This window comes from Nocardia niigatensis NBRC 100131 (assembly GCF_000308655.1).
GTDB lineage: Bacteria > Actinomycetota > Actinomycetes > Mycobacteriales > Mycobacteriaceae > Nocardia > Nocardia niigatensis.
The window spans coordinates 97,464-113,258 of sequence record NZ_BAGC01000071.1 but is presented as its reverse complement, the minus strand read 5'-3'; the positions used below and the strand labels follow the sequence as shown (position 1 = coordinate 113,258).

Below are 15,795 nucleotides of genomic sequence, written 5' to 3'. Positions count from 1 at the left end.
CGAAGGACGTGACACCTTTTCTTCTCTCCTACGGGGCTACGCGATGGATCGTGGTGCGCGCATGGGGTGTGAGCGCGTCTCAGGATCCGGCGGTCTCGATGCCCTTCTGCATGGCGTCGATCGCGGCGTCGACCGATTCTGTTCCGGTGATCGCAGCATAGGCGTTGTCCTGGATCGCCTTCGACACCGCCGGGTAGAAGGGGGTCACCGGCCGCGGCACGGCCGAGGCGATGGAGTCCTTCAGCGCGGGCAGGTACGGCATCTTGGCGATCAGCGCCGGATCGTCGTACACGGAGGCCCGCACCGGCGGCAGGGCGCCGGCGGCCACGATGTGCTGGGCGTCCTCGCTGATCAGGAATCGCAGGAAGTCCAGCGCGGTGGCCTTGTTCTTGGAGAAGGCGCTGATGGCGGCGTTGTAGCCACCCAGGGTGGAGGCGCCGATGCCGTCCTTGCCGGGCAGCGGGGCGACACCGAACCTGTCCTTCACCGCGGAGGCGTCGGAGCCGGCCTCGCCGAAGGAGGACGGCCAGCCGCGCATGAACATCACCTTGCCGGTGACGAAGGCGTTCTGCGACTCCGGCTCCTTGAAGGTGATGACCTCCTTCGGCATTTCGCCGTTCTTGTACGCGTCGACCAGGGTCTGCAGGCCCTGCTTGGCCTGCGGGCTGTTCACGGTCGGGGTCTTGCCGTCGGAGCCGACGAAGCTGCCGCCGAAGGCGTTGATGACCTCGGCGGTGTTCACGGTCAGGCCCTCGTACTGGGCGAACTGGCCTGCGTAGCAGCCGATTCCGGCGTCCTTGGCCTTCGGGCAGTCGGCCTGCAGCTCGGTCCAGTTCTTGGGCGGCTCGGGCACCAGGTCCTTGCGGTAGAACAGCAGGCCGCCGTTGGTGTTACGGGGGGCCGCGTAAAGGGTGCCGTTGTAGGTCGCGGAGGCGACCGGCGGCGAGAGCAGCGTGGAGGTGTCGATGGAGAAGGCGTCCTTCAGCGGCTGGATCCAGCCCTTGGCGGCGAACTCCGCGGTCCACGGCACGTCGAGCGCGACCACGTCGTAGTCGGATTGCTTGGCGCGCAGGTGCTGTACCAGGTCGTCATACTGCTGGGAGGCGTCGTTGGACTGCTCCTTGAAGGTCACCTTCTCGTCCGGGTGCGCGACGTTCCAGCGCTCGATGAGCTGCTTGACCGCGCCGGTCTCGGTGGTGTCCTTGCCCTCGACATAGGTGATCGGCCCACGGCCGGTGAGGTTTTCGCCGGTGGCGTTGCTCCCACTGTTGCTGCTGGAGCAGCCGCTGGCGAAAGTCGCCGTCAATAAGGCCACCGAGGTCACGGCCAGCACGGCACGCGGAACCAGCGTCGATCGTAGGGACGACACCTTCTTCAAAGCCATCGCGGATACTCCAGGGTTGATGAGTGACCAGTGGCACACTCAGCCGGGGGTGCACAAGGCAAGATACATGGTGACGCTGTCGTCTGCCGGAGCTACCTTGTTGATCACCTCAGAGGTTCGCGGCCGTCTCGACTCCGGACCGCGGCTGGAACAGACCTCCGCTTTGGATCGGGGGAGCGAAGCGGAGGAGCGGAGGAGGGAAGAATCGAGACCTCCGGGCCGCGAACCCGCCCGGAGCGAAGCGGAGGGCCGATGAGTACAGACAAGATGCTCACGCGGATCGGGGGACTGCTGCGGCAGGCCGAATCGACCGACAACGAGCATGAGGCCGAAGCCTTCCTGGCGGCCGCGCAACGGCTCGCGACCAGCTCGTCGGTGGATCTGGCGGTGGCGCGGGCACATATCGCGAATCGGGAGCGGCGGCCGGCGCCGATGCAGCGGGTGATCCCGATCGGCGCGGCCGGAAAGCGCGGGCTGCGAACCTATGTGCAGTTGTTCGTGGCGATCGCCGCGGCCAATGATGTGCGCTGTGATGTGGCCCGCTCGTCGACGACGGTGTACGCCTACGGATTCGACACCGATATCGACACCTGCGAGGCGCTCTACACCAGCCTGCTGATCCAGATGGTCCGGGCCTCGGACCAATACATCAAATCGGGCTCCTACAAGACGGCCACCGCCGAGAAGATCGTCGTCGAACGCCGGTACGGGCGGGTATTCCATCGCCCGGTGGAGGTGCCGGTCGCCGCGGTGACGGCGCGCCTGAACTTCCAGATGGCCTTCGCCGCCCGCATCGGCCGCCGGCTCGCCGAGGTCAAGGCGGACGTGGAGACCGAGGCGGTGCGGGCCGACGCCGCCGAATCCGTGCCCACCGGAACGGAACTCGCCCTGCGCGACAAGGAGCTCGCGCTCACCGACTTCTACACCCGGACCTCCGAGGCGCGCGGCACCTGGCGGGGGCCGCAGGCCTCGGCCGGGTATTCGGCGGCGGCGCGACGGGCCGGTGACCGGGCGGGTAAGGCCGCGCGACTGGGTGATTCCCCGGAACTGGGCGGCGTGCGGGGACAGCTGCCCCGTGGCGCTGGCGAATAGCGAACGCGCGCATGGTGGTTCGGGATGCGCAGCGGTCCCAGGTGTACGACGCCGAGGGGCTGGTGCGCGGAATGTTCGATCGCGCCGACGAATTCGGGACGCGGACCGTCGAACTCCACGGCTCCCACCTCACCCTGCCGATCGAGCGGCGGTTCGCGTCGGTGGAATCGGTGCAGGCGTATGTGGATCGGGTGCTGGCGCTGAACTGGGTGCGTGCCGGATGGGAGCGGGCGGCGCTGCCGGTCACGGTGCGTGCGCGCGCCGGGGCGAAGGCGGCGCACTACGAGACCGCGGGATCGGTCCTGGCGGTGCCGCTGCATGCCCACGGAACCGCCTGGGCCCTGCGCGAATTGGTGATCCTGCACGAACTCGCCCACCACCTCGAACCGCAGCACGCCGAGGTCGCACCGCACGGGCCCGAATTCTGCGGCCGCTACCTGGATTTGACCGACGGCATCATCGGGCCGGAGGCCGCGCTGCTGCTGCGCACCACCATGTACTCGTGCGGTGTGCGAATCGCCTGATCAGGGCAGGAGTTTCCGGACCCGGGCCAGCCGCTGCCGCCACCAGTCGCTCCGGTCCGCATCGGGATGGCGGTAGCGTTCCAGCAGTTCGGGATCCGGTGCCGGAGCGGTGCGCGGGACGGTCAGGTAGCCGTCCACCGGCCGCAGCGGCTCGGTCACCACGTCACCGGTGAGCAGGGACAGGGTGTCGAGGCCGCAGGCGAAATCGAGGTGGGGGAGGGCGCCCGCGAGCGCGACCTGGGCGGCCAGGCCCACACTGGTTTCCAGGGCGGAGGACACCAGGCAGGGGAGTCCGGCGGCCGCGGCGACCTCCAGTGCGCGCCGGACCCCGCCCAGCGGCGTGCATTTCAGGACCGCGACATCGGCCGCGCCCGCCACCGCCACCCGCAGCGGATCCTCGGCGCGGCGAATGGATTCGTCGGCGGCGATGCGCACGTCCACACGCTTGCGGACGGCGGCCAGCTCCTCGACGGTCCGGCAGGGCTGCTCGACGTACTCCAAACCGCCTGCGGCGCGGTCGATCCGCCGGATCCGCTCGACCGCGGTGTCCACGTCCCAGGCCGCATTGGCGTCGACGCGCACCGCGCCGTCCGGCCCGAGCGCGTCGCGGACCGCCGCCACCCGCTCGAGATCCTCGGCCAGGGAGTCCGGATGGTCGGCGACCTTCACCTTGGCGGTGCGGCAGCCAGATCCGGTCACGATCTCCCGTGCCCGGTCCGGGCCCACCGCGGGCACGATGCAGTTCACCGGAATCCGATCCCGCACCGGCGCCGGCCATCCGGTCGTGGCCTGCTCGACCGCGGTGGCCAGCCAGGCGGCCGCCTCCCGGTCGTCGTATTCGGGAAAGGCACAGAACTCGCCCCAGCCGGCGGGACCGGGAATCAGCATGCCCTCGCGAACGGTGATTCCGCGGAAGCGGGTTCGCAGGGGAATCGCGTAGACCACCGCCGACTCGAAATCCACCGCACCGCCGCTGTCGCTCATCCACCGCACCCTACCGACCACCTCCGGCGGTAAGAGGTGGCGGTGCGGCCCGGGCCCGGCGACAATGCCGGAGGAGGCCGATCCCGGCTCCATAGACCTGCGCCTTGGGGGAGACCGCAATCATGAACCCGCCCAACGAGCCACGCCGTCCGGCCCATGACGATCATCCCCGGTCCGATCCCGGCTTCGCTCCGCCTCCGCCGCTCGCTTCGGGGCAGCCGCGCCCGCCCGCACCGCCCGGGGGGCCACGTCCTCCGGCGGGTCCCGGACCGCAGCAGTGGCCCGGGCGTCCGCAGGCGCCCGCGCCGGGCGCGCGGCCAGGGGATCCGCTCGATGCCGCGGGACCGACCCTGCCCGCTGGGGGCCGGCCGGTGCCGCCGCCCGCCCCACCGCAGCCATCCGCCGCGACGCCGCGCGGGATGGATCCGGCCGGGCCGACCGTGCCCAAGGGCGGCCGTCAGAGCCCGCCGCCGCCGGTACCGCCGCAGGCTCCGCGCCCGCACCCGGCGCCCGGCGGTCCACCGCGCTCACCGGCGGGTCCCGGACATCCGGGGCCGGTGAATTCCCCTGGGGCGCAGCATCCTTCCGCTCGTCCGCCCATGGGCGCCGAGGTGCTCCCGGAGCCGTGGGCCTCGGGCGCGCAGTACGCGGTCGGCGCCGGTGCGGGGGAGGCGGATCGGACGATGCCCGCGGCGCTGCCACCGGCGGAGGCCGCCGCGGCCCTCCCGCCCAGCGCGGCGTCGGAGCGTAAGCCGCCGCGCCGCAAGGACATGCTGATCTCGGCGGGGCTGTATCTGCTGGGTGTGGCCATGGCGTTCGGCTGGGCCTACGACCTGTTCGCGAAGCTGTTCGATCTGGTCCACAACCGCTGCACCGCGAAGAAGGACTTCTCGGTGCAGTGCGTGGTGATCCGGCCGCCCGCATCGGCGTTGTGGGGCTTGCTGATCGGCGGCGGGGGCATGTTCCTGGCCCTGGTCGGTGCGATGGTGCTCGCCTCGGTGGCGGCCATGACGGGCCGCCGTGCGTGGCTGTGGACCGCGATCGCGCTGCCGGTGATCCTGCTCGCGGGCGGTGCCGGGCACATCCTGGTGGCCACCGCCATCAACTGATCGCTGCCGTACCCGGCGCGCACCCGGCATCCGGAGCGGGTGGCCGGGTGGTGGCGGTCTCGTCCCGGACCGCCACCGGCCGGATCAGAGGCGCTCGTAGATGGTGGCGTTGGCGAGACCGCCTGCCTCGCACATGGTTTGCAGTCCGTAGCGGGCGCCGCGCTCGTGCATGGCGTGCACGAGGGTGGTGGCCAGCCGCGCGCCGGAGGCGCCCAGGGGGTGGCCCAGGGCGATGGCGCCACCGTTCACATTGACCTTGGACAGGTCGGCCCCGGTCTCCTGCGCCCAGGCCAGCACTACCGAGGAGAAGGCCTCGTTGACCTCGAACAGGTCGATGTCGGACAGTGCGAGACCGGAGCGCTGCAGCACCTTTCGGGTCGCGGGGATGACCGCGGTCAGCATGAGCAGCGGGTCGTCACCGGCGACGGAGAAGCTGTGCAGCCGGGCCAGGGGACGCAGGCCCAGCTGGGCGGCGCGCTCGCTGGTCATGATGAGGGTGGCGGCGCTGCCGTCGTTGATCTGGCTGGCATTGGCGGCGGTGATGTTCCAGCCGATCTGCGGGAAGCGGGCCGCCATCTCCTCGCTGTGGAAAGCGGGACGTAGTCCCGCCAGCCCCTCCAGCGTGCTGCCGACGCGGACGCCCTCGTCGTGGGAGAGCCCGGCGTAGGGGGAGAGCTGCGCCTCGAAGGAGCCGTTCTTGGTCGCGGCGGCGGCTTTCTCGTGGCTGGCCAGGGCGAACTCGTCGAGCTGGGTGCGGCTCAGGCCCCACTTGGCGGCGATGAGCTCGGCGCTGATGCCCTGCGGTACCAGACCCTCCGGATAGCGTTCGGCGAAACCGGCGCCGGCGATGTCCTCGGCGCCGATCAGGTTGGCGCCCATGGGAACCCGGCTCATGGATTCCACGCCCGCGGCGACCACGATGTCATAGGCCCCCGCGATCACGCCCTGGGCGGCGAAGTGGATGGCCTGCTGGCTGCTGCCGCACTGCCGGTCCACGGTGGTGGCCGGGACCGATTCGGGATAGCCGGCGGCCAGGACCGCGCGGCGGGTGAGGTTGGCGGCCTGCTCGCCGACCTGGGTGACCACGCCGCCGATCACGTCGTCGATCAGGGCCGGATCGATCTCGGTGCGCCGCACGACCTCCCGCAGGCTGTGGGCGAGCAGATCGGCGGGATGCGCGCCGTGCAGGGCGCCGGTGGCCTTGCCCTTGCCGATCGGGGTGCGGACGGCTTCGACGATGACTGCGTCTCTCATGACGTTCCTTCCAGGCGCGCCGTCCCGGTTTCGAGCCCGACAACGGCGTCTGACTTGATCGCTCTAAAGTCAGAGTAGGAGCTGGCCATAGTGAGGGCAAGCCAGCGCTGTATGATGTGTGTCATGTCGGCCGTACTGGAGGGAAAACTCAGCGATCTGAGCTCGTGGCAGCCCGAGGCCTGTTCGATCGCCAAGGCGATGGATATCGTCGGGACGCGCTCGGCGATCCTCATGCTGCGCGAGGCGTACTACGGCACGACCCGGTTCGACGGGTTCGCGGCGCGGGTCGGCATCACTGACGCCGCGGCCTCCAGCGCACTGCGGAAACTGGTCGACGCGGGACTGCTGGAGAAACGGCCCTACCGGGAAGAAGGCAAACGCACCCGCCACGAATACGTGCTCACCCGAATGGGATTGGACCTGCTGCCCGCCGTGGTGGCGTTGTGGCAGTGGGGCGACCAGTACCTGCAGGACGGAACGGCCCCGCTGGAACGGCTCGAGGATTCGACCGGCGAACCGGTGCGGGCGGAACTGCGCAGCGCCTCGGGAAACGAAGTGCCCCTGGAGAATCTGCGCATCCGGGTGAACGACGAATGGCGGCGGAAGCACCGCCGCCATTCGTGAGACCTGCCCGTCAGTGCAGGCGGCGTCCGTCCTCGGGATGGAAGAAGTACGTGTGGTCCGCGTCCGCGACCAGTGAGAGCGTGGTGCCCTTCGTCGGCGGGTTGCGCCAATCCGCGCGCGCCACAATGGTTTCCCCGTCACCGAGGGTGCGGCCGTAGATGTAGGCGTCCGAGCCCAGCTCCTCGACCACATCCACCTCCATCGCGATCCCGGCGCCGTCGCCGACCACGTCGAAGTGCTCGGGCCGGATGCCGACCACCACGCGCTCGCCGGTGGCCGCCGCCACCGACCGCGGCAACGGCAGCGGGCAGCCGCCCAGCGTGACCGAGCCGCTCTGCACCGGCAGCGTGAACAGGTTCATGGCGGGGGAGCCCATGAAGCCCGCGACGAACAGGTTGGCCGGGTCGCGGTACAGGTCGCGCGGGGAGGCGCACTGCTGCAGCAGCCCGTCCTTGAGCACCGCCACCCGGTCGCCCATGGTCATGGCCTCGACCTGGTCGTGGGTGACGTAGACGGTGGTGGTGCCGAGCCGGCGCTGCAGCTGGGCGATCTGGGTGCGGGTCTGCACGCGCAGCTTGGCGTCCAGGTTGGACAGCGGCTCGTCCATCAGGAACACGTGCGGCTGGCGCACGATGGCGCGGCCCATGGCCACGCGCTGGCGCTGACCGCCGGAGAGGGCCTTGGGCTTGCGGTCCAGATAGGGCTCCAGATCCAGCAGCTTCGCCGCCTCCAGCACCCGCTGCCGGCGCTCCTCCTTGGCGACCTTGGCCATCTTCAGCGCGAAGCCCATGTTCTCGGCGACGCTCATGTGCGGGTAGAGCGCGTAGTTCTGGAACACCATGGCGATGTCGCGTTCCTTGGGCTCGGCGTGCGTGACGTCCTTGTCCCCGATCAGGATTCGGCCGGCGCTCACCTCCTCGAGCCCCGCGAGCATGCGCAGCGAGGTGGATTTGCCACAGCCGGACGGGCCGACCAGAACCAGGAATTCACCATCGGCGATCTCCAGGCTCAGCGCGTCGACGGCGGGCGTGCCCGCGCCGGGGTACAGGCGGGTGGCCTGATCGAAAGTCACCGTTGCCACGGTTCAACTCATCCCTTCACCGGCAGGAACGTGCCGGACGATCCGTAGTACAGGGGTGGAACCGGCTCTCGGAGCGGTTCCGCGCACGATGGTAGGCGTACCCGGGCCACCCGGCCCCGGTAGCCTCGAAACGGATCTCCGACCGGCGACGAGGAGTACGCGATGAGTCGACCTGTTCGTATCGGTGTTCAACTACAGCCCCAGCACGCTCCCGACTATGGATTGATCCGGGACGCGGTGCGACGGTGCGAGGACAGCGGGGTGGACATCGTCTTCAACTGGGACCATTTCTATCCGCTCTACGGCGACCCGGAGGGCGCGCACTTCGAGTGCTGGACCATGCTGGGCGCCATCGCCGAGCAGACCGAGCGGGTTGAGCTCGGCGCGCTGGTCACGGGCGGCGGCTACCGCAATCCCGACCTGCTGGCCGATATGGCCCGCACCGTGGACCACATCAGCGACGGCCGGCTCATCCTGGGCATCGGCGCGGGCTGGTTCCAGAAGGACTACGACCAGTACGGCTACGAATTCGGCACCGCTGGAAGCCGTCTCGCGCTGCTCAGGGAGGCCATGGCCCGGATCACCGACCGGCTGGCCAAGCTGAACCCGCAGCCGGTGCGCGACATCCCCATCCTGATCGGTGGCGGCGGCGAGAAGAAGACGCTGCGACTGGTCGCCCAGTACGGCGACATCTGGCACAGCTTCTCCGACATCGACGTGCTGCGGCGCAAGATCGGCATTCTGGGCGAGCACTGCGCCGAGGTCGGCACCGACGTCGCCGCCATCGAGAAGTCGGTGGCCTGGCCGGGCCTGGACCAGGTCGAGGGCTACGCGGACGCGGGCGTGACGCTGTTCACGGTGAGTTCGGGCGGGCCGGACTACGACATGAGCCGGATCCTGGAGGCGGTGGCCTGGCGGGATCAGCACAACCAGCGAACGGGCGCCGCCTGAGACTGTGATCGCGGCCGAATCAGCGTGAGGGTAAACCTGGCGTGGCAGTCCGCCAGCATTAGGGTGGTCTGCCATGGTTTCCTTGCGCCCGGTCACGCCGCGCCGTGGTCGCCCGACTCGCCTCGCGGCCCTGGCGGCCGTCCTGCTGGTCGGTCTGCTCGGCACAGTCACCCTCGGTGTGGGCGGCGCCGCGGCCGATGATCGCGACCTGTGCTCGCCGCCGGGTCCGGCCGCGGCGAGCGCCGCGCCCACGAATCTGGCGGCCGGGCAGCAGAACCCGGCGGCGGACCGGTTCACCACCGCCACCACGCAGCCGCTGGACAAGATCGACATCGGCAAGCTGGGCCTGCTCACGCCCGGCAAGCTGAGTGTCGGCACGCTCTCCGACGCGCCGCCGAGCATCTGCGTCAACTCCGAGGGCGTGTTCACCGGCTTCGACAACGAGCTGCTGAAGGCCATCGGCGCCAAGCTCGGCCTGCAGGTGGAGTTCACCGGCACCGAGTTCGCGGGGCTGCTGGCCCAGGTCGCCAACGGCCGCTTCGACATCGGCTCCTCCAGCATCACCACCACCGACGCGCGGCGGCAGCTGGTCGACTTCACCAACGGCTACGACTTCGGCTACTTCTCGCTGGTGGTGCCGAACGGCAGCGCCATCAACGGGTTCGCGGATCTGCACCGCGGCAATCGGGTCGGCGTCGTGACGGGCACTGTGCAGGACGAGTACGTGGTCAACGAACTGCACCTGGACCCGGTGAAGTTCCCCGACTACAACACCGCCTACGCGAATCTGAAGACCGGCCAGATCGACGCCTGGGTGGCGCCGTCGCAGCAGGCCATCGGCGCCATCAAGCCGGGCGATCCGACCTCGATCACGCAGAACACCTTCAGCGTCAACAACTTCACCGCCTGGGCGGTGCGCAAGGGCCATCAGCCGCTCACCGACGCGCTCAATGCCGGACTGGACGCGGTGATCGCCGACGGCACCTACGCCGAGCTGTATGCGGACTGGGTGCCGCGGCAGCTGCCACCGGGCTGGAAGCCGGGCTCCAAAGCCGTTGCGGCGCCCCAGCTTCCGGACTTCGCGAAGATCGCGGCCGAGAACGCGGGCAACCGGCCCGGCAACACCGGGGTGCAGCCGAAATCCACGCTCCAGCAGCTGAAGGACACCTTCTTCGACTGGTCGCTGTATCGCAAGGCGTTCCCGGACCTGATCAAGACCGGTCTGCCCAATACCCTGATCCTGGCTCTGGTCTCGGGTCTGCTGGGCACGGTGATCGGCATGCTGCTCGCGGTGGCGGGCATCTCCCGCACCCGCTGGTTGCGTTGGCCCGCACGGGTTTACACCGACATATTCCGCGGCCTGCCCGCCGTGGTGATCATCCTGATCATCGGCCTGGGCGTGGGCCCGGTGGTCAAGAACATCACCGGGAACAACCCGTACTGGCTGGGCGCGATCGCGCTGGCGCTGCTGGCCGCCGCCTATATCGGCGAGATCTTCCGCTCCGGCATCCAGTCGGTGGAGCCCGGGCAGTTGGAGGCGGCCCGCGCCATCGGGTTCGGTTACCGGCAGGCCATGACGTTGGTGGTGATCCCGCAGGGCGTGCGCCGGGTGCTGCCGGCGCTGATGAACCAGTTCATCGCGCTCATCAAGGATTCCTCGCTCATCTACTTCCTGGGCCTGCTGGCCACCCAGCGCGAACTGTTCGCGGTGGGCCGGGATCTCAACGCGCAGACCGGGAATCTGTCGCCGCTGGTGGCGGCGGGCCTGATGTACCTGCTGCTGACGGTGCCGCTCACCCACCTGGTCAACTACATCGACAGGCGCGTGCGCGACGGCCGTCCCCAAGGCGGCGAGGATCCCGCGGACCCGGTCGAACAGGCCGTCATCACGGAAGGGCGTGGAGCATGAGTGCCTCCCTCACCGGCACCGGCCTGCGATTGACGCTGGGCCGCAACGAGATTCTGCGCGGCGTCGACGTGCACGTGGACGCGGGCAAGACCACCACGGTGATCGGGCCGTCCGGCTCCGGCAAGTCGACGCTGCTGCGGGTGCTCAACCGGCTGTACGAACCCGACTCCGGCGACATCCTGCTGGACGGGAAGTCGGTGCTGGGCGAGAACCCGGATCGGCTGCGGCAGCGGATCGGCATGGTGTTCCAGCATTTCAACCTGTTCCCGCACATGACGGTCGCGGACAATATCGCGCTCGGCCCGCGCAAACTGCACGGCCTGTCGAAGGAGCAGGCGCGCACGCTGGCGGTGCAGCAGCTGGAGGCGGTCGGGCTGGCCGGCAAGGCGGATGTGCGCCCGGCCGATCTGTCCGGCGGTCAGCAGCAGCGGGTGGCCATCGCGCGGGCGCTGGCCATGAAACCGGACATCATGTTCTTCGACGAGGCCACCTCGGCGCTGGATCCCGAGCTGGTCAAGGGCGTGCTCGCGCTCATGTCGGAGCTCGCGAGCGGCGGCATGTCCATGGTCGTGGTGACGCACGAGATGAGCTTCGCCCGGTCGGTGTCCGATCAGGTGGTGTTCATGGATCACGGTCAGGTGGTCGAAACCGGTAGGCCCGAGGCGCTTTTCGAGAACGCCGAGACCCCGCGCCTGCGCCGGTTCCTCTCGCAGGTGCTGTGACCGCCGCCCGGGCGGAGCTAGCTGCTGCCGCGACCGCTGCCGCCGAAGGGCATGTTCGCGTAGCGGGCGAAATCACCCTGGGCGCCGCTGTAGACATTGAGGTCGACGGCGCCGCCGATGCCGGGGATGCTTCCGGAGCTGGTGGTCTGCCAGAACGTCCACGCGGGCCAGCCGCCCGGCACCTCGGGCTGGTCGTTGCCGCGGTAGTCGGCGATCCACAACGGGTAGTTGGTGAACTGGTTGGTGTCGGCCATGGCCGTCTGCCAGAAGCGGGGATAGGTGTAGATGATCGGCATGCGGCCGGTCAAGGTCCGGACCGTGTTGAGATAGCGGTGGGTCCAGTCGATGAGCGCGTCGGGCGGCAGCCCGCCGGAGTCCTCGAGGTCCAGCACCGGGGGTAGGTCGAGCAGTCCGTTCTGGCCCAGCACCATGGTCGAGTAGAAGGCGGCCTGGGGTTCGGGCGGCAGGTTCGGGCGCGCGAAATGGTATGTGCCGCGCGCGACTCCGGCCAACCGCATGGCCAGGCTGTCCTGGACGAAGTACGGATTCACGTAGTTGAGGCCCTCGGTGGCCTTGAGCATGGAGAACTCGTATCCGGCCCCGCGTACGGCGAACCAGTTGATGCCTCCCCCGCCCGGGTGTTGCCAGGAGGCCACATCCGGGCCGTCGATATCGGCGGTGGCCGCCCCCACGGGGGTGGCCATGAGGATGCTCGCTGCTGCGACGGTTACCACTTTCATCAGGCTGCGTCCGGTCATGCCCCGAGAGGCTAGGCCGATCGGCCGCGACCGCGGGGAAGGCGGGGCGGTGATGTTCGCCAATCGTTAGCTCGAGTGCCTGTGAGGCACTCGGCCAGCCGCCGGGATCAGCCGAGCCAGTCCAGCACCGACGCTGCGGTCCAGGACTGTTGCATGCTGCCCAGCGGCTCGCCGGTGAAGGGTTCGTAGTACTCGGCGAAGCTGCCGTCGCTGGCCTGCCGCAGCCCCTCGGCGCGCAGCATGAACGAGCGTTCCGCCCAGCCGCGGCGGGCGAACACCCAGGAGAACAGCCAGCTGATCACCGGCCACACCGGACCGCGCCAGTACTCGCGCGGGCGGAAGTCCTTGGACACCGGGGAGGTCGAGGGCGGCAGCGCGTAGCGCAGATCGGGATGCCCGCACCAGCGCGGGCCCTCGAACAGGCGCAGCAGCCGCCGTTCCGCGTCACGCCGCAGCCCGCCGCTGAGCAGCGGCGCGAAGACGGCCAGGGTCTCGGTGTCGATCCACTTGTCCGCGCGCACATCGAAATCGCGCGCCGCGCCGGTGCGCTCGTCGGTGGTGGCGACCACGCCCGCGCGGAAGTAGTCGGCCCATTCGTAGAGTTCGCGCACATCCGCATGCGGCTGCCTGTAGTCCTCGCCGATATTGGCCAGCACGTCGCAGGCCAGCGCGAAGATGGCGGTCACGAACACGTCCTCGACCGCGAAGCTCATGGTCGAGGCCAGTTGGTAGTCGTCGTAGCCGGCCCGGCGCATCTGCTCGAGCAGCCACAGATAGCGGTCGTATTCGCGGTCCGAGGGCCGTTGCGTGGGGTCGCCCACCACCTGGGTGTCGGCGCGCTCGTAGGGCGGCAGGTCCGGACCGGGAATCACGTTCTCGTAGGCGCGATCCCAGCGCGGTGAGTTGTCCATGCCGGATTCCCAGCCGTGGTACAGCGTGATCCGGCCGTGCTGCTTGGGATCCCGGGCGTAGGCCAGCCAGCGATGCCAGCGCATGAGATCGGGCCAGCGCCGGTTCAGGAAGTCCTCCGCGACCGCGCGGGTGGTGCGGCCGTGCCGGCGCGAGTGATCCAGAATCCGTTGCACCGCAATGGCATGCACGGGCGGCTGGGTGATGCCGGAGGTGTCCGGGCCGTCGGGCGCGTCGGCGGCCAGGCGGCGGCACTCCCAGCGCGCGGGCCCGGGAAAGTAGCCGTCCACGCCATTGGCGAAGACGATGTGCGGGATCATGCCGTTGCGCCACTGCGCCGAGAACAGGGTGTCGAGTTCGAGGGCGGCGCGTTCCACGCTGAGCGGGGCCAGGCCGACCGCCACGAAGGCCGCGTCCCAGCTCCACATGTGCGGATACAGCTTCGGCGCGGCGCTGGTCATGGTGCCCAGGTCGTTGCCGCGCAGCAGATAGGCGGCGCGGGCCGCGAGCTGGGTGGGCGTGAATCCCGGGTGCGTCATCGCCCTATTCTGCGCCGCCACCCGCAGGTACGCGCGATGGACCGGCGGGGCAGCCGTCGGATGGCCGGCCGGCAGCGTCCGGACGGCGGACAGCGTCGAAGGGACAGTGGATTGCGCTGGGTCGCCGCAGGACGACTCCCGATCGCCAGATTGCACTTCGTTCGCCTTCTCATGAATCGCTGACGGTGGTGTGCCCGACCGGAGCATCGCAGGCCGGAGTCACGCGGTTACGGTGACAACATGGCGAATTCCGCGAAGACCAGCACCGACCAGCCGACCGCGCTGATCACCGGAGCCAGCCGCGGCCTCGGCGCGGCCATCGCCCGCGAACTGGCGCCCACGCATCGGCTGTTGCTGGGCGCGCGTAAGCCCCAGGCCCTGGAACCGATACTGCGTGAACTGCCCGGCAGCGCCGGATGGCCGGTGGATCTCACCGACTACGCCGCGGTAGCGCGCGCGGTGGCGGGCATCGAACGGCTGGATGTACTGGTGCACAATGCGGGAATCGCCGACCTGGGAACGATAGCCGATTCCTCGGTGGCGCAGTGGCGGAATACGTTGGAAGCCAATCTGATCGCGGTCGCGGAGTTGACCAGGCTGTTGCTGCCGGCCCTGCGCGCCGCCAATGGCCATGTGGTGCTGATCAATTCGGGGGCCGGGTTGCGGGCCAATCCGGGCTGGGGGGTGTACGCCGCGAGCAAGTTCGGGCTGCGCGCCTTCGGTGATGCGTTGCGGCTGGAGGAGCCCGCGCTGCGGGTGACCTCGGTGCACCCGGGACGCATCGACACCGATATGCAGCGCGAGATCGTCGCGGGCGAGGGGCGCGCCTACGAGCCGGGCGAATTCCTCAGGGCCGAAACGGTTGCCGGGGTCGTGCGGCAGGCCGTCGCGACCCCGCGCGACGCCCATCCCACCGAAATCGTGCTGCGCCCCATCCCACACTGAGAGCAGCCTTAAATTCTGTGCTGAATTTCGATCATTTCGCACAGAATTCGTGCTCAGTTCACGCCGTATAGATATAACGGGTAGGCCCTGCGAGGGAGGCGGGACCAACTCTCGGGAAACGAGTCAGGGGACGCCGTCCCCGAACCCCCGGGGCAAACGTGAAATTCGGAGTGCGCGAAAAGATGGATCGACGACAGCTGCTCGCATTTCTCGCCGCGGGCACTGCAGCGGCGCTGACCGGCTGCTCCGCGGAGGCAGCCTCCTCGCACAAGGTGACGCCGCGCCTCAGCGGAACCGTCGCGACACCGTCGCCGTCGGCGGTTCCGAAGGCGCTCGGCGTGCCGCCGGTCGCGCAGAAGTCCCGCATTCCCGCCGGGACGATTACCGCATTGCCCGGGACGGGCAACAATCTGGCGCTCACCGTCGACGACGGGGCCGATCCCGATGTGGTCGGCGCATATATCAAATTCGCCAAGGACACCGGCGCGCGGTTCACGTTCTTCGTCACCGCGAATTACCCCTCCTGGACCACGCATCGCACCGCGCTGCGCGCGCTGGTCGACACCGGGCAGATCCAGCTGGGCAATCACACCTGGGACCACCCGGATCTCACCAAACTGTCCGGGACCGAGGTCGCCTCGCAGCTCACCCGGACGAAAACTTTCCTGCACAACAACTTCGGCGTGGACGGGACGCCGTACTACCGTCCCCCCTACGGCCGGCACAATGCTACGGTCGACAAGGTGGCAGCGGACCTCGGATACACCGTCCCCGTCATGTGGTACGGCTCGCTGTCCGATTCCGGCGTGATCACCGAGGACTATCTGATCGAGTGCGCGCGAAAGTATTTCAACGCGCAGGCCATCGTCATCGGGCACGCCAACCATCCCCCCGTCACGCACTGCTACGACCAGCTCGCCGGAATCATCCGGGAGCGCAACCTCGCCATGGTGACGCTCGATGACGTGCTGGCCTCCCCTGCCTAGCCGATTGCACTGGGGGAGCGGGGA

15 protein-coding genes are annotated in these 15,795 nt (G+C 69.3%); 9 read left to right on the top strand and 6 right to left on the bottom strand.

Annotated features, from left to right (window positions below; genetic code table 11):
- Positions 1–79: 79 nt before the first annotated feature.
- Positions 80–1,384, bottom strand: coding sequence for an ABC transporter substrate-binding protein (locus ON33_RS29810; RefSeq protein ID WP_040862438.1), 1,305 nt, complete (start codon positions 1,382–1,384; stop codon positions 80–82).
- Between the two features lie 252 nt (positions 1,385–1,636).
- On the opposite strand from ON33_RS29810, the gene ON33_RS29805 reads away from it, so the two are divergent.
- Both ON33_RS29805 and ON33_RS29800 read left to right on the top strand, forming a co-directional pair.
- The gene (locus ON33_RS29805) at positions 1,637–2,476 is read left to right on the top strand and encodes a DUF2786 domain-containing protein (RefSeq protein WP_040862437.1); all 840 of its coding nucleotides are present in this window, start codon (positions 1,637–1,639) and stop codon (positions 2,474–2,476) included.
- A gap of 11 nt (positions 2,477–2,487) precedes the next feature.
- Positions 2,488–3,000 carry a TIGR04338 family metallohydrolase gene (locus ON33_RS29800; RefSeq protein ID WP_040862436.1) on the top strand — a complete coding sequence of 171 codons (513 nt, stop codon included), beginning with the start codon at positions 2,488–2,490 and terminating at the stop codon, positions 2,998–3,000.
- Here ON33_RS29800 and ON33_RS29795 read toward each other — a convergent pair whose 3' ends face one another.
- Complete coding sequence (locus tag ON33_RS29795; protein ID WP_040862435.1) at positions 3,001–3,984, bottom strand: o-succinylbenzoate synthase; 984 nt, start codon at positions 3,982–3,984, stop codon at positions 3,001–3,003.
- Between the two features lie 599 nt (positions 3,985–4,583).
- Between ON33_RS29795 and ON33_RS29790 the strand changes: the two genes are divergently transcribed.
- Complete coding sequence (locus ON33_RS29790) at positions 4,584–5,093, top strand: hypothetical protein (protein WP_040862434.1); 510 nt, start codon at positions 4,584–4,586, stop codon at positions 5,091–5,093.
- 84 nt (positions 5,094–5,177) lie between these two features.
- On the opposite strand, the gene ON33_RS29785 is transcribed toward ON33_RS29790, so the two are convergent.
- A complete protein-coding gene (locus ON33_RS29785; RefSeq protein ID WP_040862433.1) occupies positions 5,178–6,347 on the bottom strand; it encodes a thiolase family protein in 1,170 nt (389 codons plus the stop codon).
- A gap of 123 nt (positions 6,348–6,470) precedes the next feature.
- On the opposite strand from ON33_RS29785, the gene ON33_RS29780 reads away from it, so the two are divergent.
- Positions 6,471–6,971 carry a winged helix-turn-helix transcriptional regulator gene (locus ON33_RS29780; protein ID WP_040862432.1) on the top strand — a complete coding sequence of 167 codons (501 nt, stop codon included), beginning with the start codon at positions 6,471–6,473 and terminating at the stop codon, positions 6,969–6,971.
- 10 nt (positions 6,972–6,981) lie between these two features.
- Here the strand turns inward: ON33_RS29780 and ON33_RS29775 are convergent, their stop codons facing one another.
- Positions 6,982–8,052: an ABC transporter ATP-binding protein gene (locus ON33_RS29775; protein ID WP_040862431.1), complete on the bottom strand. Its 1,071-nt coding sequence runs from the start codon at positions 8,050–8,052 to the stop codon at positions 6,982–6,984.
- Between the two features lie 162 nt (positions 8,053–8,214).
- On the opposite strand from ON33_RS29775, the gene ON33_RS29770 reads away from it, so the two are divergent.
- The 3 genes from ON33_RS29770 (at position 8,215) to ON33_RS29760 (ending at position 11,634) form a co-directional block, all read left to right on the top strand.
- Positions 8,215–9,003 carry an LLM class F420-dependent oxidoreductase gene (locus tag ON33_RS29770; protein ID WP_040862430.1) on the top strand — a complete coding sequence of 263 codons (789 nt, stop codon included), beginning with the start codon at positions 8,215–8,217 and terminating at the stop codon, positions 9,001–9,003.
- 73 nt (positions 9,004–9,076) lie between these two features.
- Positions 9,077–10,912, top strand: coding sequence for an ABC transporter substrate-binding protein/permease (locus ON33_RS29765; RefSeq protein ID WP_083869387.1), 1,836 nt, complete (start codon positions 9,077–9,079; stop codon positions 10,910–10,912).
- A complete protein-coding gene (locus tag ON33_RS29760; protein WP_040862429.1) occupies positions 10,909–11,634 on the top strand; it encodes an amino acid ABC transporter ATP-binding protein in 726 nt (241 codons plus the stop codon). The genes ON33_RS29765 and ON33_RS29760 overlap by 4 nt, the downstream gene beginning before the upstream one ends.
- A 17-nt stretch (positions 11,635–11,651) precedes the next feature.
- Here the strand turns inward: ON33_RS29760 and ON33_RS29755 are convergent, their stop codons facing one another.
- Together ON33_RS29755 and ggh are read right to left on the bottom strand one after the other, a co-directional pair.
- Positions 11,652–12,338: a glycoside hydrolase family 25 protein gene (locus ON33_RS29755; RefSeq protein ID WP_245550860.1), complete on the bottom strand. Its 687-nt coding sequence runs from the start codon at positions 12,336–12,338 to the stop codon at positions 11,652–11,654.
- A gap of 161 nt (positions 12,339–12,499) precedes the next feature.
- Positions 12,500–13,840, bottom strand: coding sequence for a glucosylglycerate hydrolase (gene ggh / locus ON33_RS29750; RefSeq protein ID WP_040862427.1), 1,341 nt, complete (start codon positions 13,838–13,840; stop codon positions 12,500–12,502).
- 240 nt (positions 13,841–14,080) lie between these two features.
- On the opposite strand from ggh, the gene ON33_RS29745 reads away from it, so the two are divergent.
- Positions 14,081–14,785, top strand: coding sequence for an SDR family oxidoreductase (locus ON33_RS29745; protein ID WP_040862426.1), 705 nt, complete (start codon positions 14,081–14,083; stop codon positions 14,783–14,785).
- A 182-nt stretch (positions 14,786–14,967) separates the two neighbouring features.
- On the top strand, positions 14,968–15,771 hold the full coding sequence (locus ON33_RS29740) for a polysaccharide deacetylase family protein (RefSeq protein WP_040862619.1): 804 nt from the start codon (positions 14,968–14,970) through the stop codon (positions 15,769–15,771).
- The last annotated feature ends 24 nt before the right edge of the window (positions 15,772–15,795 follow it).